24 protein-coding genes are annotated in these 25086 nt (G+C 73.7%); 16 read left to right on the forward strand and 8 right to left on the reverse strand.

Features of this window, described 5'->3' with window-relative positions:
* Window positions 1-25 precede the first annotated feature (25 nt).
* Window positions 26-994 carry a neutral zinc metallopeptidase gene (locus ASF50_RS08120; RefSeq protein ID WP_056904004.1) on the reverse strand — a complete coding sequence of 323 codons (969 nt, stop codon included), beginning with the start codon at window positions 992-994 and terminating at the stop codon, window positions 26-28.
* Window positions 995-1079: 85 nt separating this feature from the next.
* Between ASF50_RS08120 and ASF50_RS08125 the strand changes: the two genes are divergently transcribed.
* Genes ASF50_RS08125 through ASF50_RS08140 form a run of 4 tightly spaced genes read left to right on the forward strand, consistent with a single transcriptional unit; the run spans window position 1080 to window position 6252 of the window.
* Window positions 1080-2678 (forward strand): ABC-F family ATP-binding cassette domain-containing protein, encoded by a 1599-nt coding sequence (locus tag ASF50_RS08125; protein ID WP_056904005.1) that lies wholly within the window; start codon window positions 1080-1082, stop codon window positions 2676-2678.
* A gap of 48 nt (window positions 2679-2726) precedes the next feature.
* A complete protein-coding gene (locus ASF50_RS08130) occupies window positions 2727-3542 on the forward strand; it encodes an enoyl-CoA hydratase/isomerase family protein (RefSeq protein WP_056904006.1) in 816 nt (271 codons plus the stop codon).
* Window positions 3543-3592: 50 nt separating this feature from the next.
* A complete protein-coding gene (locus ASF50_RS08135; protein ID WP_056904007.1) occupies window positions 3593-5473 on the forward strand; it encodes an ABC transporter ATP-binding protein in 1881 nt (626 codons plus the stop codon).
* A gap of 2 nt (window positions 5474-5475) precedes the next feature.
* Window positions 5476-6252, forward strand: a complete 777-nt coding sequence (locus ASF50_RS08140) for an SDR family oxidoreductase (protein WP_056904008.1) — start codon at window positions 5476-5478, stop codon at window positions 6250-6252.
* Window positions 6253-6290: 38 nt separating this feature from the next.
* Here ASF50_RS08140 and ASF50_RS08145 read toward each other — a convergent pair whose 3' ends face one another.
* Entirely contained in the window at window positions 6291-7160 is an 870-nt protein-coding gene (locus ASF50_RS08145) for an SURF1 family protein (RefSeq protein ID WP_082502879.1), read from the reverse strand.
* Window positions 7161-7251: 91 nt separating this feature from the next.
* Here ASF50_RS08145 and moaA point away from each other — a divergent pair, with 91 nt between their 5' ends.
* Window positions 7252-8250: a GTP 3',8-cyclase MoaA gene (moaA, locus tag ASF50_RS08150; protein WP_193660901.1), complete on the forward strand. Its 999-nt coding sequence runs from the start codon at window positions 7252-7254 to the stop codon at window positions 8248-8250.
* Between the two features lie 68 nt (window positions 8251-8318).
* On the opposite strand, the gene ASF50_RS08155 is transcribed toward moaA, so the two are convergent.
* Window positions 8319-8522, reverse strand: a complete 204-nt coding sequence (locus tag ASF50_RS08155) for a hypothetical protein (protein WP_056864364.1) — start codon at window positions 8520-8522, stop codon at window positions 8319-8321.
* Complete coding sequence (locus ASF50_RS08160) at window positions 8522-8842, reverse strand: DUF3099 domain-containing protein (RefSeq protein WP_056904009.1); 321 nt, start codon at window positions 8840-8842, stop codon at window positions 8522-8524. The genes ASF50_RS08155 and ASF50_RS08160 overlap by 1 nt, the downstream gene beginning before the upstream one ends.
* Window positions 8843-8999: 157 nt before the next feature.
* On the opposite strand from ASF50_RS08160, the gene ASF50_RS08165 reads away from it, so the two are divergent.
* The 6 genes from ASF50_RS08165 to ASF50_RS08190 all read left to right on the forward strand — a co-directional run bounded on the left by ASF50_RS08165 (window position 9000) and on the right by ASF50_RS08190 (window position 15290).
* The gene (locus ASF50_RS08165) at window positions 9000-9212 is read left to right on the forward strand and encodes a dodecin (protein ID WP_056864366.1); all 213 of its coding nucleotides are present in this window, start codon (window positions 9000-9002) and stop codon (window positions 9210-9212) included.
* 165 nt (window positions 9213-9377) lie between these two features.
* Window positions 9378-10067 (forward strand): 3-oxoacyl-ACP reductase FabG, encoded by a 690-nt coding sequence (gene fabG / locus ASF50_RS08170; protein WP_227488487.1) that lies wholly within the window; start codon window positions 9378-9380, stop codon window positions 10065-10067.
* Between the two features lie 115 nt (window positions 10068-10182).
* The gene (fabI, locus tag ASF50_RS08175) at window positions 10183-10953 is read left to right on the forward strand and encodes an enoyl-ACP reductase FabI (RefSeq protein ID WP_056904010.1); all 771 of its coding nucleotides are present in this window, start codon (window positions 10183-10185) and stop codon (window positions 10951-10953) included.
* A 27-nt stretch (window positions 10954-10980) separates the two neighbouring features.
* Window positions 10981-12687, forward strand: coding sequence for a Mur ligase family protein (locus ASF50_RS08180; protein ID WP_056904011.1), 1707 nt, complete (start codon window positions 10981-10983; stop codon window positions 12685-12687).
* 57 nt (window positions 12688-12744) lie between these two features.
* Window positions 12745-14397, forward strand: a complete 1653-nt coding sequence (locus tag ASF50_RS08185) for a fatty acid--CoA ligase (protein ID WP_056904012.1) — start codon at window positions 12745-12747, stop codon at window positions 14395-14397.
* A 35-nt stretch (window positions 14398-14432) separates the two neighbouring features.
* Complete coding sequence (locus ASF50_RS08190; RefSeq protein WP_056904013.1) at window positions 14433-15290, forward strand: phosphotransferase; 858 nt, start codon at window positions 14433-14435, stop codon at window positions 15288-15290.
* On the opposite strand, the gene cphA is transcribed toward ASF50_RS08190, so the two are convergent.
* Both cphA and ASF50_RS08200 read right to left on the reverse strand, forming a co-directional pair.
* Window positions 15269-18037: a cyanophycin synthetase gene (gene cphA, locus ASF50_RS08195; RefSeq protein ID WP_056904014.1), complete on the reverse strand. Its 2769-nt coding sequence runs from the start codon at window positions 18035-18037 to the stop codon at window positions 15269-15271. The genes ASF50_RS08190 and cphA overlap by 22 nt on opposite strands.
* Window positions 18034-19047, reverse strand: a complete 1014-nt coding sequence (locus ASF50_RS08200; protein WP_056904015.1) for a cyanophycinase — start codon at window positions 19045-19047, stop codon at window positions 18034-18036. Before ASF50_RS08200 ends, cphA begins: the two co-directional genes overlap by 4 nt.
* Before the next feature lie 61 nt (window positions 19048-19108).
* On the opposite strand from ASF50_RS08200, the gene ASF50_RS08205 reads away from it, so the two are divergent.
* On the forward strand, window positions 19109-19627 hold the full coding sequence (locus tag ASF50_RS08205; RefSeq protein ID WP_228941512.1) for a SixA phosphatase family protein: 519 nt from the start codon (window positions 19109-19111) through the stop codon (window positions 19625-19627).
* Window positions 19628-19689: 62 nt separating this feature from the next.
* On the opposite strand, the gene serB is transcribed toward ASF50_RS08205, so the two are convergent.
* Window positions 19690-20904 (reverse strand): phosphoserine phosphatase SerB, encoded by a 1215-nt coding sequence (serB, locus tag ASF50_RS08210; protein WP_056864373.1) that lies wholly within the window; start codon window positions 20902-20904, stop codon window positions 19690-19692.
* A 30-nt stretch (window positions 20905-20934) separates the two neighbouring features.
* Window positions 20935-21702: a hypothetical protein gene (locus ASF50_RS08215; RefSeq protein ID WP_056904016.1), complete on the reverse strand. Its 768-nt coding sequence runs from the start codon at window positions 21700-21702 to the stop codon at window positions 20935-20937.
* A 51-nt stretch (window positions 21703-21753) separates the two neighbouring features.
* Between ASF50_RS08215 and ASF50_RS08220 the strand changes: the two genes are divergently transcribed.
* From ASF50_RS08220 to ASF50_RS08235, 4 genes are all read left to right on the forward strand, one after another.
* Window positions 21754-22551 carry an ABC transporter ATP-binding protein gene (locus tag ASF50_RS08220; protein WP_056904017.1) on the forward strand — a complete coding sequence of 266 codons (798 nt, stop codon included), beginning with the start codon at window positions 21754-21756 and terminating at the stop codon, window positions 22549-22551.
* A gap of 35 nt (window positions 22552-22586) precedes the next feature.
* Window positions 22587-23048 carry an NfeD family protein gene (locus ASF50_RS08225; protein WP_056864375.1) on the forward strand — a complete coding sequence of 154 codons (462 nt, stop codon included), beginning with the start codon at window positions 22587-22589 and terminating at the stop codon, window positions 23046-23048.
* 86 nt (window positions 23049-23134) lie between these two features.
* Window positions 23135-24310, forward strand: coding sequence for an SPFH domain-containing protein (locus ASF50_RS08230; RefSeq protein WP_056864376.1), 1176 nt, complete (start codon window positions 23135-23137; stop codon window positions 24308-24310).
* Window positions 24307-25071 carry a sulfite exporter TauE/SafE family protein gene (locus tag ASF50_RS08235; RefSeq protein ID WP_056904018.1) on the forward strand — a complete coding sequence of 255 codons (765 nt, stop codon included), beginning with the start codon at window positions 24307-24309 and terminating at the stop codon, window positions 25069-25071. The genes ASF50_RS08230 and ASF50_RS08235 overlap by 4 nt, the downstream gene beginning before the upstream one ends.
* Window positions 25072-25086 lie beyond the last annotated feature (15 nt).

Below are 25086 nucleotides of genomic sequence, written 5' to 3' on the forward strand. Positions count from 1 at the left end.
CCGCCCACGGAGCCGCCGGAGGCCCTCAGAGGTCGTCGGTGGCGAAGGTGTCGCAGTCCTCCAGCGTCCCGCCGGCGTAGCCGACCCCGAACCAGCGTTGCCGTGAGGCCGACGAGCCGTGGGTCCAGCTCTCCTCGTCGACGGTGCCCTGGGCCTGCTGCTGGATCCGGTCGTCGCCGACCGCGGCGGCCGCGCCGAGGGCCTGGCGGATGTCGTCGTCGGTGAGCTCCGCGACCAGCACCTGCCCGGAGGAGTCCTCGGTCGTCGTGGCGGCGTGCGCCCACATGCCGGCGTAGCAGTCGGCCTGGAGCTCCAGTCGCACCGAGTCCGACCGCGGGCCCTCCTGGGTGCGGACCCGTCCCATCGTTCCCAGCAGGTTCTGGACGTGGTGGCCGTACTCGTGGGCCAGCACGTAGGGCTCCACGAAACCGCCGTCGGGTCCGCCGAGCCGGTCCTCGAGCACCTGGTCGAAGAAGGCGGTGTCGAGGTAGATCGTCTCGTCGGGCGGGCAGTAGAACGGCCCCACGGCCGAGGTCGCCTCGCCGCAGCCGTCGGTCGCGACCGACCCGGTGAAGGTCACCAGCGCCTGCTCGGCACGGAACCGCGAGCCGAGCTCCTCGGCCCAGAAGTCGGTGAGGGAGTTCTCCACCGCCACGCGGGCGCAGTCGGCGGAGGCGTTGGCGTCCTCCCCGGTCTCGCACCCGGCGTAGCGGTCGGTGCCGGCGTCCATCCGGCTCGTGTCGTACGCCGAGGAGCCCGCACCGCCCGGGTCGGAGCCCTCGCCGCCGACGCACTGGGTCAGCACCACGACGAGCACCACCAGCACCACGGCGCCGATGCCGCCGCCCCCGACCAGACCGCCCGGCAGCGCACTGCCCCCGCCGCCCCCGCCGCCCAGCGCGCCGCCGAGCGGTCCACCGGAGCGGGACGCACGACCGCGGCCGCGGTCGCGCGTGCGGCCGGTATCGAGACGGGCCTTGGGGTTGAAGCGCATGGCGGGGCTCCTGTGTCGCATCGCACCCCGGGTGGAGGCGCTGGTGGTCGGGACGGCCCGCGCGCGGACCTAGACTGGTGACCCTATGATCACCGCCCACCAGCTCGAGGTCCGCGCCGGAGCCCGGCTCCTCATGGAGGACGTGAGCTTCCGCGTCGCCGCCGGGGACAAGGTCGGCCTGGTCGGTCGCAACGGCGCCGGCAAGACCACGCTCACCAAGATCCTCGCCGGCGAGGCGCTCCCCGCCGCCGGCAGCGTCACCAGCTCCGGAGACGTCGGCTACCTGCCCCAGGACCCGCGCACGGGCGACCCCGAGGTGATGGCGCGCGACCGGATCCTCAGCGCCCGCGGGCTCGACGACGTGGTGCGGCGGCTGCGCGACGCGGAGGAGCAGATGGCCTCCGAGGACCCGGCCGTGGCCGACAAGGCGATGCGCCGCTGGAGCCGCGCCGACGCCGAGCTGCACGCCGGTGGCGGCTACGCCGCCGAGTCGGAGGCCGCCACCATCGCCGCGAGCCTCGGCATCGAGGAGCGGCTGATGACCCAGCCGCTGAAGACCCTCTCCGGCGGTCAGCGCCGCCGCGTCGAGCTGGCCCGCATCCTCTTCTCCGGCGCCGAGGTGCTCATCCTCGACGAGCCCACGAACCACCTCGACGCCGACTCGATCGTGTGGCTGCGCGACTTCCTCAAGGCCCACAAGGGCGGCTTCATCGTGATCAGCCACGACAACGCCCTGCTCGAGGAGACCGTCAACAAGGTCATGCACCTCGACGCCAACCGCGCCGTCATCGACGTCTACAACATGGGGTGGCGCCACTACCTCACCCAGCGCGAGACCGACGAGAAGCGTCGGCGCCGCGAGCGGATGAACGCCGAGAACAAGGCCAAGACCCTCACCGACCAGGCCAACAAGATGCGGGCCAAGGCCAGCAAGGCCCAGGCCGCGCAGTCGATGCTCAAGCGCGCCGAGAAGATGATGGCCGGCATCGAGGGCGAGCGCGCCGCCGACAAGGTGGCCCGCATCCAGTTCCCCGCCCCGGCCGCCTGCGGCAAGACCCCCCTGACGGGTCAGGACCTCTCCAAGGCCTACGGGTCGCTGGAGGTCTTCACCGGCGTCGACCTGGCCATCGACAAGGGATCGCGCGTGGTCATCCTCGGCCTCAACGGCGCCGGCAAGACCACGATGCTGCGGATCCTCGCCGGCGTCGACCGCTCCGACACCGGCGAGGTCGTGCCGGGCCACGGGCTCAAGCTGGGCTACTACGCCCAGGAGCACGAGACCCTCGACACCAGCCGCACGGTCCTGGAGAACATGCAGAGCGCGGCCCCGCAGCTCACCGACACCGAGGCCCGCAGCGTGCTGGGCTCGTTCCTGTTCTCGGGCGACGACGCCAACAAGCCCGCAGCGGTGCTCTCGGGAGGGGAGAAGACCCGCCTCGCGCTGGCGAGCCTCGTGGTCTCCAGCGCCAACGTGCTGCTGCTCGACGAGCCCACCAACAACCTCGACCCGGCCTCCCGCGAGGAGGTGCTGGCCGCGATCCGCACCTACGAGGGCGCGATCATCCTGGTCACCCACGACGAGGGCGCGGTGCGCGCACTGGAGCCCGACCGCGTGCTGCTGCTGCCCGACGGCGACGAGGACCTCTGGAACGACGGCTACGCCGACCTGGTGTCGCTGGCCTGACCTCCGGGCCGGCGACGCGGTGTCGGCGGGGGTTCCTAGACTCCGGTCATGACCACCGCCCCCGCAGTCCCGCTCGACCCCGACCTGCTCGCCGCGGCCCACCTGCGGGTTGACCGCACCGGACCGGTCGTGACGGTGACCCTCGACCGGCCGGAGGCGCGCAACGCGCAGACGCCCACGACGTGGCGGGCGCTGGCCGCGGTCGGGGCCTCCCTCGACGACGACGTGCGCGTCGTGGTGCTGCGCGGTGCGGGCGCGAGCTTCTCCGCCGGCCTCGACCGCTCGATGCTCGACCCCACGCGGTCGGCGCCGGGCGTGGAGTCGGTGGTCGACCTGCTGGCCATGGACGACGCGGGCATGTCGGCGACCATCGACGACTACCAGCGCGGCTTCACCTGGCTGCGCGACCCGCGCTGGGTCTCGGTCGCGGCGGTGCAGGGCCACGCCATCGGTGCCGGCTTCCAGCTCGCCCTCTCCTGCGACCTGCGCGTGCTCGGCGACGACGCCCAGCTGTGCATGAAGGAGGCCGCCCTGGGCCTGGTGCCGGACCTCACGGGAACAAAACCCCTGGTCGAGGCGGTTGGCTACGCGAGGGCGCTGGAGATCTGTGCGACCGCCCGGGTGGTGCCGGCCGAGGAGGCCGTCAGCATCGGTCTCGCGCTGGCGGCCGTGCCGACCGACCAGCTCGACGACACGGTCGCACACCTCGTCGCCGCCCTGGTCGCCCCGATGAGCGGGGCGGTCCGCGAGACCAAGGCCCTGCTGCTCTCGGCGTCGAGCACCTCGCTCGAGGAGCAGCGTCGTCTGGAGCGCGAGGCGCAGGGCCGCCGGTTCCGCGAGCTCGCGGCGCTGGCGGGGGCCTGACCCGGGCCCCAGGGGCCTGACGGAGACGAGAGAAGGCGAGCGTGTCGGGGATGATGGGAGCAGGCGCCTCGTGGCGCAACCTGCGCGCTGACCGCAGCGTGATGGACAACCGCATCGAGGGACGCACGGTGCGCCGCGTGCTCGGCTTCGCGCGCCCCCACCGGCGCCTGATCGGCGTCTTCCTGCTCTTCACCGTCATCGACGCCGCCACCGTCGTGGTGACCCCGCTGCTGGTGCAGCGCATCGTCGACGACGGCATCCTCGCCGACGACCGCTCGGTGGTGACGGTGCTGGCGCTGGCCATGGCCGGCTTCGCCGTCTTCAGCGCGGTGCTGAGCGTGCTCAGCGCCTGGCTCTCCTCGCGCATCGGCGAGGGCCTCATCTACGACCTGCGCACCCAGGTCTTCGCCCACGTGCAGCGCCAGTCGATGGCCTTCTTCACCCGCACCCAGACCGGGGCCCTGGTGTCGCGGCTCAACAACGACGTGATCGGCGCCCAGCGCGCCTTCACCTCCACGCTGTCGAGCACGGTGTCCAACTCCATCGCCGTGGTCGTCGTGGGCATCACCATGCTCGCCCTCAGCTGGCAGGTCACGCTGCTGTGCCTGGCCATGTTCCCCCTGCTCTTCGCCGCGTCGCGGTGGGTGAGCAGCCGGCTGGCCGGCCTGACCCGACGCCAGATGGACGGCAACGCCAGCCTCGGCAACGTGATGACCGAGCGCTTCAACGTCAGCGGCGCGATGCTGCTCAAGCTCTTCGGGCGCCGCGGCGAGGAGGACGAGCTCTTCGGCGAGAAGGCCGCCGTCGTGCGCGACCTGGGGGTGCGGATCTCGCTGATCACCCGCATCTTCGGGGCGGCGATGATGCTCGTGCCCGCGCTCGCCACCGCCCTGGTCTACGGCGTGGGCGGCCAGCTGGCCATCAGCAGCCAGCTCACCGTCGGCACGCTCCTGGCCCTCGCCACGCTGCTCCTGCGCCTGCTCGGGCCGCTCCAGGGTCTCTCCAACGTGCGCATCGACGTCATGACCGCGCTGGTGAGCTTCGAGCGGGTCTTCGAGGTGCTCGACCTGCCGTCGCTGATCGAGGAGCGGCCCGGGGCGGTCGCGCTGCCGCCCTCGGCGTCCCGGGTCGAGTTCGACCGGGTCTCCTTCACCTACCCCGGGGGCGACCGCATCTCGCTGCGCTCCCTCGAGGCGGTCTCCCGCACCGAGGAGCACGACCCGGTGCAGGTGCTCCACGACCTCAGCTTCACCGCCGAGCCCGGCCGGATGGTCGCGCTCGTCGGCCCCTCGGGCGCCGGCAAGACCACGGTCACCCACCTCGTCGCCCGCCTCTACGACGTCGACTCCGGCACGGTGCGCGTCGACGGCCACGACGTGCGCGACGTGACCCTCCAGTCGCTGGAGGACGTCGTCGGCTACGTCACCCAGGACGCCCACCTCTTCCACGAGACGATCCGGGCCAACATGGTCTACGCCCGGCCCGACGCCGACGACGACGCCATCTGGGCCTCGCTGGAGGCCGCGCAGATCGCCGGGCTCGTGCGCCGGCTGCCCGACGGCCTCGACACCGTGGTCGGCGACCGCGGCTACCGTCTCTCCGGCGGGGAGCGGCAGCGCCTGGCGATCGCCCGGCTGCTGCTCAAGGCTCCCTCGGTGGTGGTCCTCGACGAGGCGACCGCCCACCTCGACAGCGAGTCGGAGGCGGCCGTGCACCGCGCGCTCGACGCCGCGCTCGAGGGGCGCACGTCCCTGGTCATCGCCCACCGGCTCTCGACGATCCGTCAGGCCGACCTCATCCTGGTGCTGCACGAGGGTCGTATCGTCGCCCGCGGCACCCACGACGAGCTGCTGGCGGAGGGCGGGCTCTACGCCGACCTCTACCGCACCCAGTTCGTCGACGACACCACCTCCGACACCGCAGGAGTCTGAGCATGGACCTCGGTCTGCGCGACACCGTCCACCTCGTCACGGGCGGCTCCCGCGGCCTGGGTCGTGCCACCGCGGAGGTGCTGCTCGCCGAGGGCGCCCGGGTCGTGGTCTCCGGTCGCAGCCAGGACTCCCTCGACGCCGCCCTGGCCGCCTGGCGCGACGCCGACGCGAGCATCGAGGGCCGTGTGGTGGGGGTCGCGGCCGACAACGCCGACGCCGACACCCCGGCGCGGCTGCTCGACGCGGCCCGCACAGCCTGGGGCCGCGTCGACGGCGCGCTCATCAGTGTCGGCGGGCCGCCGAAGGGCGCGGTGACCGACATCGACGACGCCCAGTGGACCGCCGCCTTCGGCTCGGTCTTCCTCGGCGCCGTGCGACTCGCGCGCGAGGTCGGCGTGGCCCTGCCGGCCGGGGGAGCCCTGGCCATGGTGCTCTCCAGCAGCGTGCGCCAGCCGCTGGCCTCCATGGCGGTCTCCAACGGGCTGCGACCGGGGCTGGCCATGGTGGCCAAGACGCTGGCCGACGAGCTCGGCCCGCGCGGGGTGCGGGTCAACGGCCTGCTGCCCGGCCGGGTGGCCACCGACCGCCTCGTCGAGCTCGACGCCGCCACCGGCGACCCCGACCGGGCCCGTGCCGCCGCGATCGCGTCGATCCCGCTGGGCCGCCAGGGCGAGCCGGCGGAGTTCGGTCGCGCCGCCGCGTGGCTGCTCTCGCCCGCGGCCTCCTACGTCAGCGGCGTCATGCTGCCCGTCGACGGCGGGCTGCTCCGCACCCTCTGACCGGCCCTCGCCGTCCCGGTCGGCGGCGAGCCACCGGCTCAGGCGTCCTCGCGCTGAGGCTCCCGCTCGGCGGCCTCGCGGGCCTCGGCCTCCGCGCGCATGCGGGCGTAGGGATGGTTGGTGCGCTTCTCCTTGCGGACCTTGGGGGGCTTCGGTCCGCCGGCCGCGGGCCGGTCGCCGCTGCGACCGCCGCGCCACTCGTCGTAGGCGAGGTAGAGGAAGCCGAAGATCGCCAGCAGCCCGAAGAACCACCACTGCAGGCCGTAGAAGAAGTGGGGTCCGTTGTCGAGCTCGGGCAGCTCGACCGGCTCCAGCGCGGTGGCCGGGGCGGGGTCCTCCGAGCGCAGCTCGACGAACCCGTCGTAGACCTCGCGCTGCTGGGCCTGCCCGATCGCCTCGGCCGAGACGGCCCGGGTGGCGTTGTCGACGACCGCCGTGCTGTCGCCGCTGCCGTCGGCGCGCACGTAGCCGGTCACCGTCACCTCGCCCGCGGGCGGGTCGGGCACGTCGGCGGTGTCGAGGCCACGCGCGTCGGTGGCCATCCACCCGCGGTCGACCAGCAGCGACGTGCCCGAGTCGGTGACCAGCGGCACGACGACGTCGACGCCCGAGGCGCCGTCGCGGGTGCGGTAGCGCACGATGACGGTGTCGTCGGTGTCGTAGGTGCCGGTGGCGCTCACGACGCGCCACTCGTCGGCCTCGCCGACCTCGGTGTCGGTGCCGAGCACCTCGCCCACCGGTGCGGGGGCTTGGTCCTCGTTGGCCCGGACCACGGCGTTGCTCTCCTTGCGGTCGTCGAGCCGGTGGAACTGCCACTGGCCCAGCCACCACGTCGCCGTCGCAACCACGACGATGGCCAGCGCGAAGAGGGCCCACCGTCGGCTGAGGAGGAAGCGGAGCGAGCGCACACCCCGAGGCTATCGGGCCGCTCCACCCCGCCGGGCATCCCGCGGGGCGGTGCAGCCCGCCCGCGTGACGGGCCCCACGTAGGGTGGAGGCATGGCACTCACCTTGTTGGAGGACCGGTACGGCCGCGTCGCGACCGACCTGCGCGTCTCGCTCACCGACAAGTGCAACCTGCGCTGCTCCTACTGCATGCCGGAGGAGGGTCTCGACTGGCTGAGCAACGACAAGCTGCTCACCGACGACGAGATCGTGCGCCTGATCGGGATCGGTGTGGAGCACCTCGGCATCGAGGAGGTGCGCTTCACCGGTGGCGAGCCGATGGTGCGTCGCGGCCTGGTCGACATCGTGCGGCGCACCCGCGCGCTGGGACCCGACCTCGGCATCTCCATCACCACCAACGCGCTCGGTCTGGCCCGCAACGCCACCGCACTGGCCGAGGCCGGCCTCGACCGCGTCAACGTCAGCCTCGACACGGTGCGTGCCGACACCTTCCGCGAGATCACCCGCCGCGACCGGTTCCACGACGTCGTCGCCGGCCTCGCCGCCGCCCAGCAGGCGGGCCTGGGACCGGTCAAGGTCAACGCCGTCCTGCTGCGGGGCCAGAACGACGACCAGGCCGCCGAGCTGCTCGCGTGGTGCCTCGAGCGCGGCTACGAGCTGCGCTTCATCGAGCAGATGCCCCTCGACGCCCAGCACGGCTGGACCCGCGAGGGCATGATCACCGCCGACGAGATCTTCGCCGCCCTCGAGCGGTCCTTCACGCTGACCCCGGCCAGCGAGCCGCGTGGCAGCGCCCCCGCGGAGCTCTTCACCGTCGACGGCGGGCCGGGCACCGTCGGGGTCATCGCGTCGGTCACCCGCCCCTTCTGCGGCGACTGCGACCGGGTGCGTCTGACCGCCGACGGCCAGGTGCGCAACTGCCTCTTCGCCCGCGAGGAGTCCGACCTGCGCCTGGCGATGCGCGAGGGGGCCTCCGACCGCGAGCTGGCCGACCGCTGGGTCATCGCCATGCGCGGCAAGCTCGCCGGCCACGGCATCGACGACCAGAGCTTCCTGCAGCCCGACCGCCCCATGTCGGCCATCGGGGGCTGAGCCTCGACCAGGGCCGCGTCGGGCGCGGGAGTGCCCCCGGGTCGGCCCAGGGGCGGCAACGGGTCGGCTCAGGCGGGCTGGTGCGGCTCGACGTCGCGCAGGAACTGCCGCGCGGCGAGGAAGTCCGACAGCGACCCGCGGTGCTCGTCGCAGGCCAGCCACGTCTTGCGGCGCTCGGCGGTGTGGAGCTTGGGGTTGTTCCACAGCAGCGCCCAGGCCGCCGTGCTCCGGCACCCCTTGGCGGAGCAGGTGTCGGGGTCCGGGCCGCCCATCAGAGCTGCCGGCGAGCGCCGGACTCGAGCTCGGGGGCGCCGTAGGCGGTGTCGCGCAGGGCGAAGCCGTCGGAGCGGGTGGCGGTGGCGTTGGCCATGACCACGGCGAGGTAGGGCAGGATCAGGGCGCCGGCGATGAGGAACGGCCACAGCCAGTCGGCCCCGGCCAGGCCGGCGATGACGGCCCCCACGAAGCACAGCGAGCGCAGGCTCATCGACAGCAGGTAGCGCTTCTGGCGCACCGCGATGTCGGCGTTGCGGCTCTCCGCGGCGGTGGTGATGCGGACGGCGTCGTCGGTGCGTGTGCGGTCCCGGGCCATGACTCCCATCGTACGTCGGGAGGGGTGAGCACCCGACCCGGTGCGCAGGCCCTAGCATCGGCCCACGGCCCGGCCCGCCGCTGCGGCCCCGCCACTGGCCCCACCACCGAGCCCGGCTCCGACCCGCGCAGCCCGGCACACCACCCACGGAGGCACCATGAGCAACCGCACCTACCGCGTCACCGAGATCGTCGGCACCTCGCCCGAGGGCATCGACGCGGCCATCCGCAACGGCGTCGAGCGGGCCGGCAAGACCCTGCGCCACCTCGACTGGTTCGAGGTGACCCAGGTGCGCGGACAGGTCAAGGACGGCCAGGTCGAGCACTTCCAGGTCGGCATGAAGGTGGGCTTCCGCCTCGAGGACGAGTGACCCGGCCCGGGCCGCAGCAGGCCCGCGGGTGACCCACGCCGCTCCGCGCGGCGTAGGTCTACCCCGCGGTAATCGCTAGCGTCGGGCGACGTGAGCGAAACGACACCGGCCCCGGCCCCCCACGGCGACCCCACCGCGCCGCCCGCCCGCGAGCCCCGCTCGGTCCTGGTGACCGGTGGCAACCGCGGCATCGGCCGGGCGATCGCCGAGGCCTTCCTGGCCCAGGGCGACAAGGTGGCGGTCACCACCCGCAGCGGAGGCGCCCCCGAGGGCGCCCTCGACGTGCGCTGCGACGTCACCGATGCCGCCGCGGTCGACGCCGCCTTCACCGAGATCGAGGCCGCGCACGGCCCCGTGGAGGTGCTGGTGGCCAACGCCGGCATCACCGCCGACACCCTGCTGCTGCGCATGTCGGAGGACGACTGGTCGAGCGTCATCGACACCAACCTCACCGGCTCCTTCCGCCTGGCCAAGCGCGCCGCCAAGGGCATGCTGCGCCTGCGTCGGGGACGCATCATCCTCATCTCCTCCGTGGTCGGCCTCCTGGGATCGCCCGGCCAGGTCAACTACGCCGCCTCCAAGGCCGGCCTCGTCGGCATGGCCCGGTCGCTGGCCCGCGAGCTGGGATCGCGCTCGATCACCACCAACGTGGTGGCGCCCGGCTTCATCGAGACCGACATGACCGCGGCGCTCCCCGAGGAGCAGCAGGCGGAGTACAAGGCGCGCATCCCTCTCGGACGCCTCGGCGCCGCCGAGGAGGTCGCGCAGACCGTCACCTGGCTGGCCGGTCCCGGTGCGGCGTACGTCACCGGCGCGGTGATCCCCGTCGACGGCGGCCTCGGCATGGGGCACTGAGCCCCACTCCGCCCCGGCCCACCAGCAGCGCCCCGCCGGCGTCCCGGCACCACCCAGCAGACCAGCAGCGCGCGGCCCCCACGGTCGCGGCGCACCGGACCACAAGGAGCACACGATGGGCATTCTCGACGGCAAGCGGATCCTGGTGGCCGGGGTGACGATGGACTCCTCCATCGGCTTCGCCACCGCCAAGGTCGCCCAGGAGCAGGGCGCCACCGTGCTCATCTCCAACTTCGGGCGCGCGCTCAACATCACCAGGCGCATCGCCAAGCGGCTCCCGGTGGAGCCGCCGGTCCTCGAGCTCGACGTCACCGACCCCGACCACCTGGCCCGCCTGCCCGAGCTGGTCGGCGAGCACGTCGACGGTCTCGACGGCGTGGTGCACTCCATCGCCTACGGCAACCCCGAGACGCTGCTCGGCGGCAAGTTCATGTCGGGGCCCTGGGAGGACGTGTCGCAGGCCGTGCAGGTCTCCGCCTACTCCCTGAAGTCGCTCACCGACGCGTGCCGGCCGCTGATGGGGGGAGGCGGCTCGGTCGTCGGGCTCACCTTCGACGCCACGGTGGCCTGGCCGGCCTACGACTGGATGGGCGTGGCCAAGGCGGCGCTGGAGTCCTGCTCGCGCTACCTGGCCCGCGACCTGGGCCCGGAGGGCATCCGGGTCAACCTGGTGGCCGCCGGCCCCCTGAAGACGCTCGCCGCCAAGGCCATCCCCGGCTTCGAGGACCTCGACCAGATGTGGTCGACCAAGGCGCCGCTGGGCTGGGACAACACCGACCAGGAGCCGACCGCCAAGGCCGTGGTGGCCCTGCTGTCGGACTTCTTCCCCGCGACGACCGGTGACATCGTCCACGTCGACGGCGGCTTCCACGCGATGGGCGGCTGAGCCCGCCCACCCGGTAGCGTCGCGCGGGTGACTTCCCTCGTCGAGATCCGGGTCCTGGAGGGACCGAACCTCTACTTCCCCCGGGCGGCGATCAAGCTGACCCTCGACATCGCGGCCCTCTCGGCAGCGCCCGACGCCACCGCGGCCCGCTTCGCGCGGCGCATCGGCCTGCGCAACGCCCGGCCGGGCTCGGCGCACTCCGGGTTCCGGCAGCGCTTCGCCCTGCGGGCGGTGGGCCGCCTGGTGCGGGCGATCGCCGTCGAGAGCGGTACGTCGCGCCTGGCGGTGCGGGTGCGGCCCAGCAGCGACCCGGAGCGGATCGTGGTCGCCTACCCCTGGGCCCACCGCGAGCGGGCCCAGGAGATGGGACGCGCCGTCGCCGCGGTGCTCGACGCGCTGCCCGACGCCGACTCCACCGTCGACCTGGAGGAGGCGGTCAGCGCCGCGGCCCGCCAGGTGGCCGCGAGCCCCGCCGGCGCCCCGCCGCACACGATCGTGCCGCGGATCCCCGTCGTGGCGGTCACCGGCACCAACGGCAAGACCACGACCTCGCGCATGGTCGCCCACATCGGCCGCACCTGGGGCAAGCTGGTCGGCTGGTCCAACACCGACGGCATCTACATCGACGGCGAGATGGTCGAGGCCGGCGACTACTCCGGCCCCTCCGGGGCGGGCCGGATCCTGGCCCACGAGCAGGTCGAGCTCGCCGTCACCGAGACCGCCCGCGGCGGGATCCTGCTCAAGGGCATCGGACTGACCCGCAACGACGTCTCGGTGGTCACCAACGTCTCGGCCGACCACCTCGGGCTCCACGGCATCGACACCCTCGACCAGCTCGCGGAGGTCAAGGGCGTGGTGCCGCGCATCACCCGGCGCAGCGGCTGGGCGGTGCTCAACGGCGACGACCCCCGGGTGCTGGCCATGCGCCACGAGATCAAGGCCCGGCCGTGGGTGTTCTCCCGCGACCCCGACTCCCCGGCCATCCGCGAGGTGCTGTCGGTGCGCGGGCGCGCCACGACCGTCATCGACGGCTGGGTCTGCGTGCTCACCGCCAGCTCCGACCCCGACCCGCTCGTGGAGCTGGTCGAGGTGCCGATGACCCTGGCCGGCCTGTCGCGCTTCAACGTCGAGAACACCCTCGCGGCGGCCTCGGCGGCCCTGGCCGTGGGGGTGCCCCGCGACGTGGTGGTCGAGGGGCTGCGCACCTTCCGCCCCGACGCCGAGCACAACCCGGGGCGGATGAACTTCTTCAGCGTCGGCGAGGTCTCGGTCGTCATCGACCTGGCCCACAACGAGGCCGGCCTCGAGGCGCTCTTCGAGATCATGAACGGCGTGCGGGCGCCCGGCTCGCGGCTGCTGCTGGGCCTCGGCGTGGTGGGCGACCGCACCGACGAGCTGATCGAGAAGCTGGGCGAGATCGCCGCCCGCGACAGCGACGTCGTGGCCATCGGCCACAAGGAGAAGTACTTCCGCGGGCGCACGGCCGCCGAGCTGGAGGACCTGATGCGCGGGGGGGCCGAGCGGGTCGGGGTCACCGGGGTGCCGGCGTACCCGACCGAGGTGGCCTGCCTCTCGGCCCTCGTGGGGCAGGCCCTGCCCGGCGACGTCGTGGGGCTGATGTGCCACGCCGAGCGCGAGGAGGTCTACGCCTGGATCGCCGAGCAGGGAGGCACGCCCGACTCCGCCGGGACGCTGGCCGTCAAGGTGCGCGCGGCCGCCCTCCCGTCCTCCTAGCCCGCGGTGGCAGGATCGTGACCGAGACCACAGCTCGTCACGACCGGAAGGCACTCCATGCGCAGCACCATGCAGGACGACCAGCTCACGATCGGCGCGGTGCTGCGGCACGCGACCACCGTGCACCCCGACTCCGAGGTGGTCACCGCCACCGCCGGGGGCACCCGCAGCCGCACCTACGCCGAGCTCGGTGAGCGCGTGGGCCGGCTGGCCAACGCGCTGCGCGCGCTCGGCGTCGAGGGCGACCAGCGCGTGGCGACCTTCCAGTGGAACAACGCCGAGCACCTCGAGGCCTACCTCGCGGTGCCGTCGATGGGGGCCGTGCTGCACACCCTCAACATCCGTCTCTTCCCCGAGCAGCTGGTCTACGTCGCCAACCACGCCGAGGACCAGGTGGTCATCGTCGACGACTCGCTCGTCGGTCTGCTCGCTCCGCACGTCGCGCAGCTGACCACGGTGCGCCACGTGCTCGTGGCCGGCCCCGAGGCCGCCTCGGCCGACCTCGCCTCGCTCGGCGCGGGCGGGGCCGAGGTGCACCTCTACGACGACCTCCTCGCCGCGCAGCCGGCAGCCTTCGACTGGCCGGAGCTCGACGAGTGCGACGCCGCGGCCATGTGCTACACCTCGGGCACCACCGGCAACCCCAAGGGCGTCGTCTACAGCCACCGCTCCGCGTGGCTGCACTCCCAGGCGGTCAACACCGGCAACGCTGCGGGGCTGTCCTTCGAGGACCGGGTGCTGCCCATCGTGCCGATGTTCCACGCCAACGCCTGGGGCCTGGCCTACTCCGCGCTCATGGCCGGGGCGTCGCTGTGCATGCCCGACCGCTGGCTCCAGGCCGAGCCGCTGGTGCGCTTCATCCGCGAGAGCCGCCCCACGGTCTCCGGCGCGGTGCCGACGGTCTGGAACGACGTGCTCGGCCACCTCGACCGGCACGCCGACGTGCGCCTCGACTCGCTGCGGCTCATCCTCTGCGGGGGCTCGGCGGTGCCGGTCTCGCTCCAGCGGGCCCTGCAGGAGCGCCACGGGCTACTCGTGCGCCAGGCCTGGGGCATGACGGAGACCTCCCCGGTCGCCTCGGCCGGCATCCCGCCCGTGGGCGTCGACGAGGAGCGGGCCTGGGCCTACCGCGGCACCCAGGGGCGGCTGCTCTGCGGCGTCGAGGGGCGCATCGTCGCCGACGACGGCACGGTCCTGCCCCACGACGGCGAGGCCGTCGGGGAGCTCCAGGTGCGCGGGCCGTGGGTCACCGGCGCCTACTACCGGCCGGAGACCGACGAGCAGGCCGACGCGGCCGGGAAGTTCGACGCCGGCTGGCTGCGCACCGGAGACGTCGGCACGATCGACGGCCTCGGCTACATCGCCCTCTCCGACCGCGCGAAGGACGTCATCAAGTCGGGAGGCGAGTGGATCAGCTCGGTCGACCTGGAGAACGCCCTGATGGCCCACGACGCCGTGGTCGAGGCCGCGGTGGTCGGCATCCCCGACGAGAAGTGGCAGGAGCGACCGCTCGCCTCGGTCGTCGTGCGCGAGGGGGCCACGGTGACGCCGGCCGAGCTGCGCGAGTTCCTGTCGGCCGACTTCGCCAAGTGGCAGCTGCCCGACGCCTGGGCCTTCATCGACCAGGTGCCGCGCACCTCGGTCGGCAAGTTCGACAAGAAGGTGCTGCGCCGCCGCTACGCCGACGGGGAGCTCGAGGTCGACCGCTGAGGATCCCCACCACCGCGGAGGCGGTCGCGGCCTCGGTGGCCTGCGCCCGCCGGCTCGGGCTGCCCGCCGACGACCCCGTCGTGGTGGCCGACGGCTACAGCGTGCGGGTGCACCTGCGGCCCGCTCCCGTGCTGACGCGTGTCGTCACGCGGGGGCGGGTGCTGCGGGGCGACCCGCGCCCGTGGATGGAGCGCGAGGTCGCGGTGGCGGCGTACGCCGCGCGGCGCACCGACGTCGTGGTGCCGCCGTGGCACGACCCGGGGCCGCACGAGGTCGACGGCCTCGAGGTGTCGCTGTGGTCCTGGGTGGAGGTGGTGCCGGGCACCGTGGCGCCGCTGGAGGTGGCGCTGAGCCTGCACGCGCTGCACCGGGCGCTGGCCGACTGTCCCGTGCCGCTGCCGCCCCTGGCGGGCCCGCTCGCCGACGTCGACGCGGCCCTGCGCGTCAGCGACGACCCGGTGCTGCACGGCGCCGCCGCCGTGCTCCTGCCCCGGGCGCTGACCTGGCCCCGGCGCCCGCTCCACGGTGACGCCCACGCCGGCAACCTGCTGCCGACCGCCGACGGGCCGCGGTGGACCGACCTCGAGGACGTCTGCGCGGGTCCCGTCGAGTGGGACCTGGCCTCGCGCACCCACGACGAGCGGACCCGTCGGGCCTACCCCGGCCACCTCGACGTCACACGGCTGCAGGAGTGCCGCGACCTGCGCACCCTCCAGGTGCTGGCCGCCGTGCTGCTCGACGACCAGCCCGGCGACCAGCCCGGCGACCAGCCCGACGACCAGCCCGACGAGGGGCTGCGCGGCAGGCTCGAGGCCGACCTGGCGCCGGTGCTCGCCGCCGCCGGCGCCACCGGGCGCCCGGGTGCCGGGCCTCAGGCCTCGCTGGGCACGTAGTCGGGGTCGGCGGCCGGGGCGTCGGCGGAGACCCCGGAACCGGCCTGGGCGTGGGGCGACCAGTTCTCCAGCTCGGTCATGACCTCACCGTGCTTGTCGACGCAGATGACGACCAGGTCGCCACGGTTGGCCCGGCTCATCGCGTGGCGCACCGCCTCGATCTCGTCGAGCACGACCTCGACCTGCTTGCAGCGGCTGCCCTCGGCCATCGCCGAGCGGACGCCCTCGGTCACCAGGGCCGACACGTCGCCGCGCTCGCGCCCGCGCAGCTGGGCGTCCTCACGCACGATGACGACGTCGAAGTGCTGGGCCGCGATCTCGCCGAGCTCGCGCATGTCCTGGTCGCGGCGGTCGCCGGCGGTGGCGATGACGCCGATCCGCGAGGGACGGGCCAGCTCGTGCGAGCCGGCCATCGAGTCGCCGACACGGTCCACGAAGTCGCCGAGCGCACGCATGCCCGGGGCGTTGTGGCAGTAGTCGACGATGACGTTGACGCCGTTGACCTCCACCTCGTTGAGCCGCCCGGGGGAGAGGTAGTAGTTGGTGGAGAAGGTGCGCAGGCCCTGGCGGATGTCGTGCAGGGGAGCGCCGGCGGCGAAGGCCGCGGCCGCGGCGGCCAGCACGTTCTGCACGTTCATGCGCGCGCGGCCGTTGAAGGTCGCCGGCAGCAGGTGGGTCCAGGCCAGCTGCATCTCGCGCGGGCCGTGCTTGACCACGATCATCTCGCCGCGCTCGGAGCTGTTGAGCACCAGCGCCTTGCCGCCACGGCGGCAGTGCGCGTCGATCATGTCGCGCACCTCGCTGCCGGGCTCCTCCATGGAGATCCACACGACCTGGCCCGAGCAGCGCCGGCGCATGTCGCGCACCAGCGGGTCGTCGGCGTTGAGCACCGCGTGGCCGTCGCGGGGCACGGCCTCCACGAGGACCGCCTTGACGTCGGCGAGCTGCTCGACGGTGTCGATGCCGCGCAGGCCGAGGTGGTCGGGCTGCACGTTGAGGACGACCGCGACGTCGTTGCGCTCGTAGCCCAGGCCCTCGCGCAGGATGCCGCCGCGGGCCACCTCGAAGACCGCGAAGTCGACGCGGGGGTTCTGCAGGACCATCCGGGCCGAGCGCGGCCCGGAGGCGTCGGAGCGGATGAGCAGCCGCTCGTCGATGACGACTCCGTCGGTGGAGGTCATGCCGACCTTGCGGCCCATGCCCTTGAAGATGTGGCTGATCATCCGCGAGGTGGTCGTCTTGCCGTTGGTGCCGGTGACGGCCACGATCGGGATCCGCGACTGGGCGCCCGGCGGGAAGAGCATGTCGACCACCGGCTTGGCGATGAACTGCGGCTCCCCGATGGTCGGGTGGGTGTGCATCCGGAAGCCGGGAGCGGCGTTGACCTCGCAGATCGCGCCGCCGGTCTCGCGCACGGGCTCGGTGATGTCGGGGCAGATGAAGTCGATGCCCGCGATGTCGAGGCCGACCATGCGGGCGGCCTCCTCGGCGATCTCGACGTTCTCCGGGTGGGCCTCGAAGGTGCGGTCGATCGAGATGCCGCCGGTGGACATGTTGCCGGTGAGCGCGAGCTTGACCATGGTGCCGGCAGGAGGCACGTCGGACATCTCGAAGCCCTGCTCGCGCACCAGCTCGACCGCGGCGGCGTCGACCTTGATCCGGGTGAGCACCTTCTCGTGACCCACGCCGCGGCGGGGATCGGCGTTGGCGTCGTCGACGAGCTGCTCGACGCTGGAGGTGCCGTCACCGGTGACCGAGGCCGGCACCCGCTCGGCGATGGCCGCGACCTTGCCGTCGATGATGAGGCAGCGGTAGTCCTTGCCGGTGATCAGCGACTCCACGATGAGCACCCCGCGGCGCGACTCGGCGCGCGCGACCTCGTAGGCCTCGCGCACCTCCGCCTCGTCCTGGAGGTCGAGGCAGACGCCCCGGCCGTGGTTGCCGTCGAGCGGCTTGACCACGACGGGGTAGCCGATGCGCTGGGCCGCGCGCACGCACTGCTCGACGGTGCGCACCGACTCCTGCTTGGGCACCGGCAGGCCGGCCGCCCCCAGCAGCGTGGTGGTGAGGTCCTTGTCGCTGGCGATGTCGACGGCGATCGCCGAGGTCGCCGAGGTCATCGTGGCGCGGATCCGCTTGGCGTGGACGCCCTGTCCCAGCTGCACCAGCGAGTACTGGTTGAGCCGGATCCACGGGATGTCGCGGGAGACGGCCTCGTCGAGGATGGCCTGGGTCGACGGCCCGAACGCGGTGCGCTGCGCGCGCCGGATGAACTCCTCCAGGGAGGTGTCCCAGTCGAACTCGGGGTCGGCCTCGACCAGGTGGTTGACCAGCCGCACCGCGAGGCGCCCCGCGGCCAGGCCGACCTGCTCGTCGATGTAGCCGTAGACGACGTTGTAGACGCCCGGGCGTCCCTTGACCATCCGGGTCTTGCCGCGGCGTACGTCGTGGCCGACGACCTGCTGCAGCGCCAGGGCGCAGTGCTCGGCGACGTGGCCCAGCCAGGTGCCCTCGTGGAGCCGCTCGACGAAGCCGCCACGGCGACCGCGGGAGCAGGAGTGCTCGCGCAGCCCGGGCAGCATCTGCAGCAGCGTCTCGGTGAACCCCGGCACGGTGTTGGTGGGGAACTTCTCGAGCACCCCGAGGTCGACCACGAGGTGGATCGCCCGGTCGTAGGACCAGACGTTGGCGCCGCGGTAGACCCGCGTCTCGAGGATCGAGAGATCGGGCGTGGGGCGTTCGGTCATGAGGGTGCTCCGTCCTGGCTGCGGTCCGATGCGTGGTCGGTCGACTTCTTGGACTTCTTGGCCTCGCGCGCCTGGCGGCGCTTGAGGGTGGAGGGGGAGGCGTCGCCGGCGGCGATGTCGCGCGCCATCTGGCGCAGGTCCTTGCCGGCCTCGACCAGCTCGGCCTCCTCGGAGGGGTCGACACTGGCGCGCGGGGGCACGAGGGCGCGGGCGGTGAGGTCGAACGCCGCACCCTCCGGCAGCACGTGCAGCACGACGCCGCTGGCCAGCAGGGGCGCCGAGCGCTTGGCCTCGTAGGCGTTGGTGACGATGTGGGAGCCGTCCATCACGGTGACGGCGCCGCGCCCCAGCACCCGCAGCACGTCGCGGTCGGTGCCCGTGGCCTCGTCGACCTCGTGCTCGACGACGGCCGCGGTGTCCTCGTCGACGCCGATGCCCAGCAGCTGGGGCGACTGCGCCACGATCATCAGCAGGCGGCCGTAGCGGCTGCGCTGCTCGAAGTGCTGGTCGATGACCACCGACTGGAGCAGGCCCAGGCCCGCCGCGACCTGCGTCATCCGCTGCTTGGGCGTCGTGCCGCCCACGCCGAAGGCCACCATGTGGCTCGACTGGATGCTGGCGCCGGCCGAGGTGCCGGCCACCACGGTGCCGGCCCGGTGCGCGGCGACGATGGCGTCGCCCACCGGGGTGCCGCAGACCATGGAGGACAGCTTGAGCTGGTTGCCGCCGGTCATGAAGATGCCGGTGGCCTTGCCCAGCGCCTCGACCAGGTCGGGGTCCTGGGCCTCCTCGCGCGACTCCGGTCGCACCGTGACGACCTCGGCGGCGCCCTCGCGGCGGAACAGCGCGTCGTAGACCTCGACGACCTCCGGGCCCAGCGAGGAGGCGGTCGGGATCACCGCGATCCGCGCCTCGGGCCCGCCGGCGGCGGCCACGAACTCGCGCAGGATGGTGCGGCGACGCAGCTTGTCCTCGGCACCGCCGATGATCATCAGGGGTCCACGGGGCATGGGCGCAACGCTAGGGCATGCGGTGTTGAGCCCGACCCTCGCGCCTGTCACGCTGGCCCGCGTGACCGACAGCACCCCCCGACGCCTCGTCGTGATGCGCCACGCCCGCGCCGAGCACAGCGGCCCCTCCGACCACGAGCGCCGTCTCACCGACGGCGGCGCCGACGACGCCCGCGCCGCCGGTGCCTGGCTGGCCGGCCTCGGCCTCGAGCCCGACCACGTGCTGGTCTCCGCCGCGCTGCGCACCCGCGAGACCTGGGAGGCCGTCGCCGAGGGCGCCGGCTGGGACGACGACGCGACCCACGACGAGGGGCTGTACGCCGCCGGGCCCGAGACCGCCCTCGACCTGGTGCGCCAGTCCCCGGCCGACGCACTCACGGTGGTCGTGGTGGGCCACAACCCGACCATGGCCACGCTGGCGCAGCTGCTCGACGACGGCGAGGGCGACGAGGAAGCCAGCAACGACCTGGCCGGCGGCTTCCCGACCTGCGCGGCCGCCGTGCTCGAGGTCGACGACGACTGGGCCGACCTCGAGGAGCAGTCGGCGCGGCTGCTGGCCTTCCACGTGTCCCGGTCCTGAGCCGGGGCCCGGACCCGCCGCACGGACGGCGTCGGCGGGCGGCGGCGCCTCCCGGTGCGGGCTCAGACCGGGGGAGCGGGGGTGACGATGCCGACGGCGGCGTCGGCCGCCTCGACCTCCTCGCGGGTGATGCCGAGCAGGTACATGATGGCGTCGAGGTAGGGCACGTTGACCGCGGTGTCGGCGGCGTCGCGCACCATCGGCTTGGCGTTGTAGGCGATGCCCAGCCCGGCGGCGGCGAGCATGTCGAGGTCGTTGGCCCCGTCGCCGATGGCGATCGTGGAGCCCACGTCGACGCCGACCTCCCCGGCGAACTCCCGCAGCGCCTGCGCCTTGGCGGCCCGGTCGACCACGGCCCCGACGATGCGGCCGGTGAGCCGACCGTCGACGATCTCCAGCTCGTTGGCCCGGGCGAAGTGGATGCCGAGCTCGGCGGCCAGGCGGTCGGTGATCTGGGTGAAGCCGCCGGACACGATCGCGAAGCGGTAGCCGAGCCGGCGCAGGGTGCGCACCATGGTCCGGGCGCCGGGAGCCAGCTCGACGGCCTCGTAGACCTCGGCGAGGGCGGTCTCCGGCACGCCCTCGAGCAGCGCGACCCGGGAGCGCAGCGACTCCTCGAAGTCGAGCTCGCCGCGCATGGCGCGCTCGGTGACCTCCGCCACCTCGGCCTCGCAGCCCGCGTGGGCCGCGATCATCTCGATCACCTCGCCCTGGATGAGGGTGGAGTCGACGTCCATCACGATCAGGCGCATGCCGTGGCGCAGGATGTCGGCCGGCTGCACGGCGACGTCGAAGCCCTCGCGCGAGGCCTCCGTGGCCAGCACGGTGCGCAGGGCCCGCGGGTCGGCGCCCGAGACGTGCAGCTCGATGGCGGTGACGGGGTAGCGCGCCATGCGCTCGATGCGGTCGATGTTCGCCCCGGAGTCGGCGATGCGACCGGCGACGGCGGCCATGGCCGTGGCCCGCAGCGGAGCGCCGATCACCGTGACGTGGACGCGCCCGGAGCGGCGCGAGGGGTTGTCGCCGGTGCCCTCCTCGACCTCGACGTCCATGTCGAGACCGCGCGCGGTCTGCTCGACGGCCTCGCGCAGGCGGCGGGCGTCGCGCGGCACCGTGACGAGCACGCCGAGCACGAGCCGCCCGCGCAGGACGATCTGCTCGACGTCGACGACCTCGACGCCGGCGCGCGAGAGCGTGGAGAAGACCGCCGACGTGACGCCGGGCCGGTCGCGGCCGGTGAGGGTGAGCAGGAGGGTCTCGGGGCGCGTCTGGTCCATGGCGGGCACGAGGCTAGCGGAGCCGCGGCCTCACGCCGGCGGCCAGACCTCCGGTGAGCAGGCCGCCACCAGCGCCCGGCGCCCGGCCCGCTCCAGCGGCGTCAGCGCGTCGCGGCGCGCCTGCGCCTCCGCGGCACTGATCGCCCCGCCGTCGTCGACCAGGGCCAGGTCGACGACCGCCACGGCCTGGAGCCCGCGCGCCGCGAGCTCGACGCAGCGGGCCGGCACGCCGTCGGGCGCGCTGAGCGGAGCCCGGTGGCGCAGGTTCATCAGGTGGTCGGCCACCTCGGGTCGCCAGCGGGCGACCTCGAGCCGGGCCAGGGCGTCGGCGGCCGAGAGCAGCTCCTGGCGCAGGGCCCGGTCGGCCTCGCCGACGTCGGGCAGCTGCCGGCGTACGGCACGGTGGGCGACCCAGGTCGTCGCCGCGCCCACGGTGACGGGCACCAGCCCCACGTCGGCGCCCGCGACCACGACGGCCTCGCCGGCCTCGACCGCCTCGGTGTTGAAGCCGGCGGGGCCGCCGAGGCCCACGAGGTCGCCCTCGACGGGGAAGGCCGCCCCGAACGACGTCGCGCCCTCGGCCCGCAGCCGGGCCAGGCCGCCCAGCAGCGTCTCGGTGCCGGTGCCGGGAGAGGTGCCGGCCGGAGCCCCGAGGCCGAGGTGGCCCAGGCCCGCCACGGCGTGGGTGGCCTCGTCGCCGATGACGGCGTCGAGCAGCAGGTCGGTCACCACCTGGCCGCGCAGCCAGGCGGTGCCCCACCAGGCCAGGCGGGCGGAGACGGGGAGGTCGGTGCTCACGGCGCCCGAGGCTACGCCGGGGCCGGGGAGGCGCACGGATAGGGTGACGCCATGGCTGCAGTGCTGGAGTTCGCCGACGTGACCGTCACCCGCGGCCAGGCCACCCTGCTCGACGCGGTGAGCTGGACGGTGGAGGAGGACGAGCGCTGGGTCGTGCTCGGTCCCAACGGCGCGGGCAAGACCACCCTGCTCCAGGTCGCCTCCGCCCAGATGCATCCCACCACCGGTGTCGCGGGGATCCTCGAGGAGGTGCTCGGCACCGTCGACGTCTTCGAGCTGCGACCGCGCATCGGCCTGACCAGCGCGGCGCTGGCCGAGCGGATCCCGCGCTCGGAGCGCGTCCACGACGTCGTGGTCTCGGCCTCCTACGGCGTGCTCGGGCGCTGGCGCGAGGCCTACGACGAGCTCGACCACCAGCGCGCCACCGACCTGCTCACCGAGCTGGGCGCCACCCACCTGGCCGGCCGCACCTTCGGCACCCTGAGCGAGGGCGAGCGCAAGCGGGTCCAGATCGCGCGCTCGCTGATGACCGACCCCGAGCTGCTGCTGCTCGACGAGCCGGCCGCGGGGCTCGACCTCGGCGGCCGGGAGGACCTGGTGTCGACGCTGTCGGTGCTCGCCATGGACCCCGACTCGCCGGCCACGGTGCTGGTCTCCCACCACGTCGAGGAGATCCCGCCGGGCTTCACCCACGCCCTGCTGCTGCGCCAGGGCCGGGTGGTGGAGGCCGGCCTGCTCGAGCACGTGCTCACCGAGGACAACCTGTCCACGGCCTTCGGCATGCCGCTGACCGTGACGACCAGCGACGACGGTCGCTGGGCCGCCCGGCGGCGCACCCGGGCCAGATGAGCCCCGGGTAAAGAGCCCTCCGATAGGGTCGGGCCATGGACTGGCTGAGCGAGCACGCGTGGGCGGCCTGGCTGGGCGTCGCGGCGCTCCTCGGCGTGGCCGAGATGTTCAGCCTCGACCTGGTGCTGCTCATGCTGGCCGTCGGCGCCATCGGCGGTGGCGCCGCAGCCGCCCTCGACGCCCCCGTGGTCGTGCAGGTGCTGGTCGCCGCCGCCACCGCGCTCGGCACGCTCACGCTGGTGCGCCCGCCGCTGGTCAAGAAGCTGCACAGCGGCCCCGAGCTGAGCATGAGCCACGGTCGCCTCGTCGGCACCCAGGGCCTGGTGCTGCAGACCATCTCGGGGCTCCAGCCGGGTCGGGTCAAGCTGGCCGGCGACGAGTGGAGCGCGGCTCCCTACGACGAGACGCTGGTCATCGAGCCCGGCGCCACGGTCGAGGTGCTCGAGATCCGCGGCGCCACGGCCTACGTCCACCCGGTGCCGCAGCTCGACCGCTGAGCGCCGTCCCCGGACGTCACCCCCCGGACGTCCCTCCCCGCAACGCCCCACCCGAGCACAACCCGCCCCGAGCCGAAGGAGCCCCCATGGGTCCCGTACTCCTCGTCCTGCTGGTGGTCGTGCTGCTGCTGGTCGTCGTGATCCTCGCCAAGACCGTGCGCATCGTGCCCCAGGCCCGCGCCGGCATCGTCGAGCGCTTCGGCAAGTACAAGCAGACGCTGCCCGCCGGCCTCAACATCGTCGTGCCCTTCATCGACAAGGTGCGCTACCTCATCGACATGCGCGAGCAGGTCGTGAGCTTCCCGCCGTCGTCGGTGATCACCGAGGACAACCTCACCGTCGACATCGACACCGTCATCTACTTCCAGGTGATCGACCCGGTCGCGGCGACCTACGAGATCGCCAACTACATCCAGGCCGTCGAGCAGATCACCCAGACCACGCTGCGCAACATCGTCGGCGGCATGGACCTCGAGCAGACCCTCACCAGCCGCGACTCGATCAACTCCGGGCTGCGTGGCGTGCTCGACGAGGCCACCGGCAAGTGGGGGATCCGCGTCGGACGGGTCGAGATCAAGAGCATCGACCCGCCGGCCTCCATCAAGGACACGATGGAGAAGCAGATGCGCGCCGACCGCGACAAGCGTGCCGCGATCCTCACCGCCGAGGGCCAGCGCCAGGCCTCCATCCTCACCGCGGAGGGCCAGAAGCAGTCGGCCATCCTCTCGGCCGAGGGCGACCGGGAGTCGCAGATCCTGCGGGCCCAGGCCGACCGCGAGGCCGCGATCCTGCGTGCCCAGGGCGAGGGCCAGGCCATCCAGACGGTCTTCCAGGCCATCCACGACGGGCGGCCCGACCAGTCCCTGCTGGCCTACCAGTACCTCCAGATGATGCCCAAGATCGCCGAGGGCGACGCCAACAAGGTCTGGATCGTGCCGAGCGAGATCGGCAAGGCCCTCGAGGGCCTCGGCTCGACCATGAACGACCTGCGCGGGATCCCGACCGAGGTCGACGGCCCGCTCAAGCGCGTCGACATGGGCCCCAGCGAGCCCCAGGTGCCGACCCCGGCGTCGACGGCGTCGGGCAGCAACCCCGTCGTCCAGGCCGCGATCGCGGAGGCCGACGCCGCCGCGCAGACCGGCAGGCGCGCGGCGCAGCCCACCGACGAGCCCACCGCCCAGACCCCCGGACAGTCGTCCGGCAACCCCGCCGACGTCCCGACCGAGACCCCGGCCGCGCCGGAGGCACCTCCGCTGTCGTGACGCCCTTCGAGCTGGCCGCGATCCTCCTGGCGGGGGTCGCGGCCGGCACCATCAACACCGTCGTCGGCTCCGGCACGCTGGTGACCTTCCCGACCCTGCTCGCCTTCGGCGTGCCGCCCGTGACGGCCAACGTCTCCAACAACATCGGCCTGGTGCCCGGGTCGATCTCCGGGGCCATCGGCTACCGCCGCGAGCTGCGCGGCCAGCGGGCCCGGGCGCTGCGGCTGGGGCTCGCCTCCCTGCTGGGCGGTGCCGCGGGCGCGGTGGCGCTCCTGCTGCTGCCCGAGGACGCGTTCTCGGCCATCGTGCCGGTGCTGATCGCCCTCGGCGTGGTGCTGGTCGTCGTGCAGCCCGTCCTGTCCCGCCGGGTCGCGGCCCGGCACGAGCGCGCCGGCACCGAGCGGCCGGCGCGCGCCCGCTGGGTGTGGCCCGCCGTGCTCGGCACCGGCGTCTACGGCGGCTACTTCGGCGCCGCCCAGGGCGTGCTGCTCATGGGCGTGCTCGGCCTCGGCGTCGACGACGACGTGCAGCGGCTCAACGCGCTCAAGAACGTGCTCGCCGCCATCGTGAACGCCGTCGCCGGGCTGGTCTTCGTCGTCGCCGCCGACGTCGACTGGCGCATCGTGGCCGTGCTCGCCGTGGGCTCGACCATCGGCGGACAGCTCGGCGCGCGGGTCGGGCGCCGGCTGCCCCCGTGGGCGCTGCGCGGCGTCATCGCCGTCGTGGGCGTCGTCGCCCTCGTCGCCCTGCTGCTCGGCTGAGCGCCCCCGGCGTAC

The sequence above is a fragment of the Nocardioides sp. Leaf307 genome, from assembly GCF_001423135.1.
Lineage (GTDB): Bacteria > Actinomycetota > Actinomycetes > Propionibacteriales > Nocardioidaceae > Nocardioides > Nocardioides kribbensis.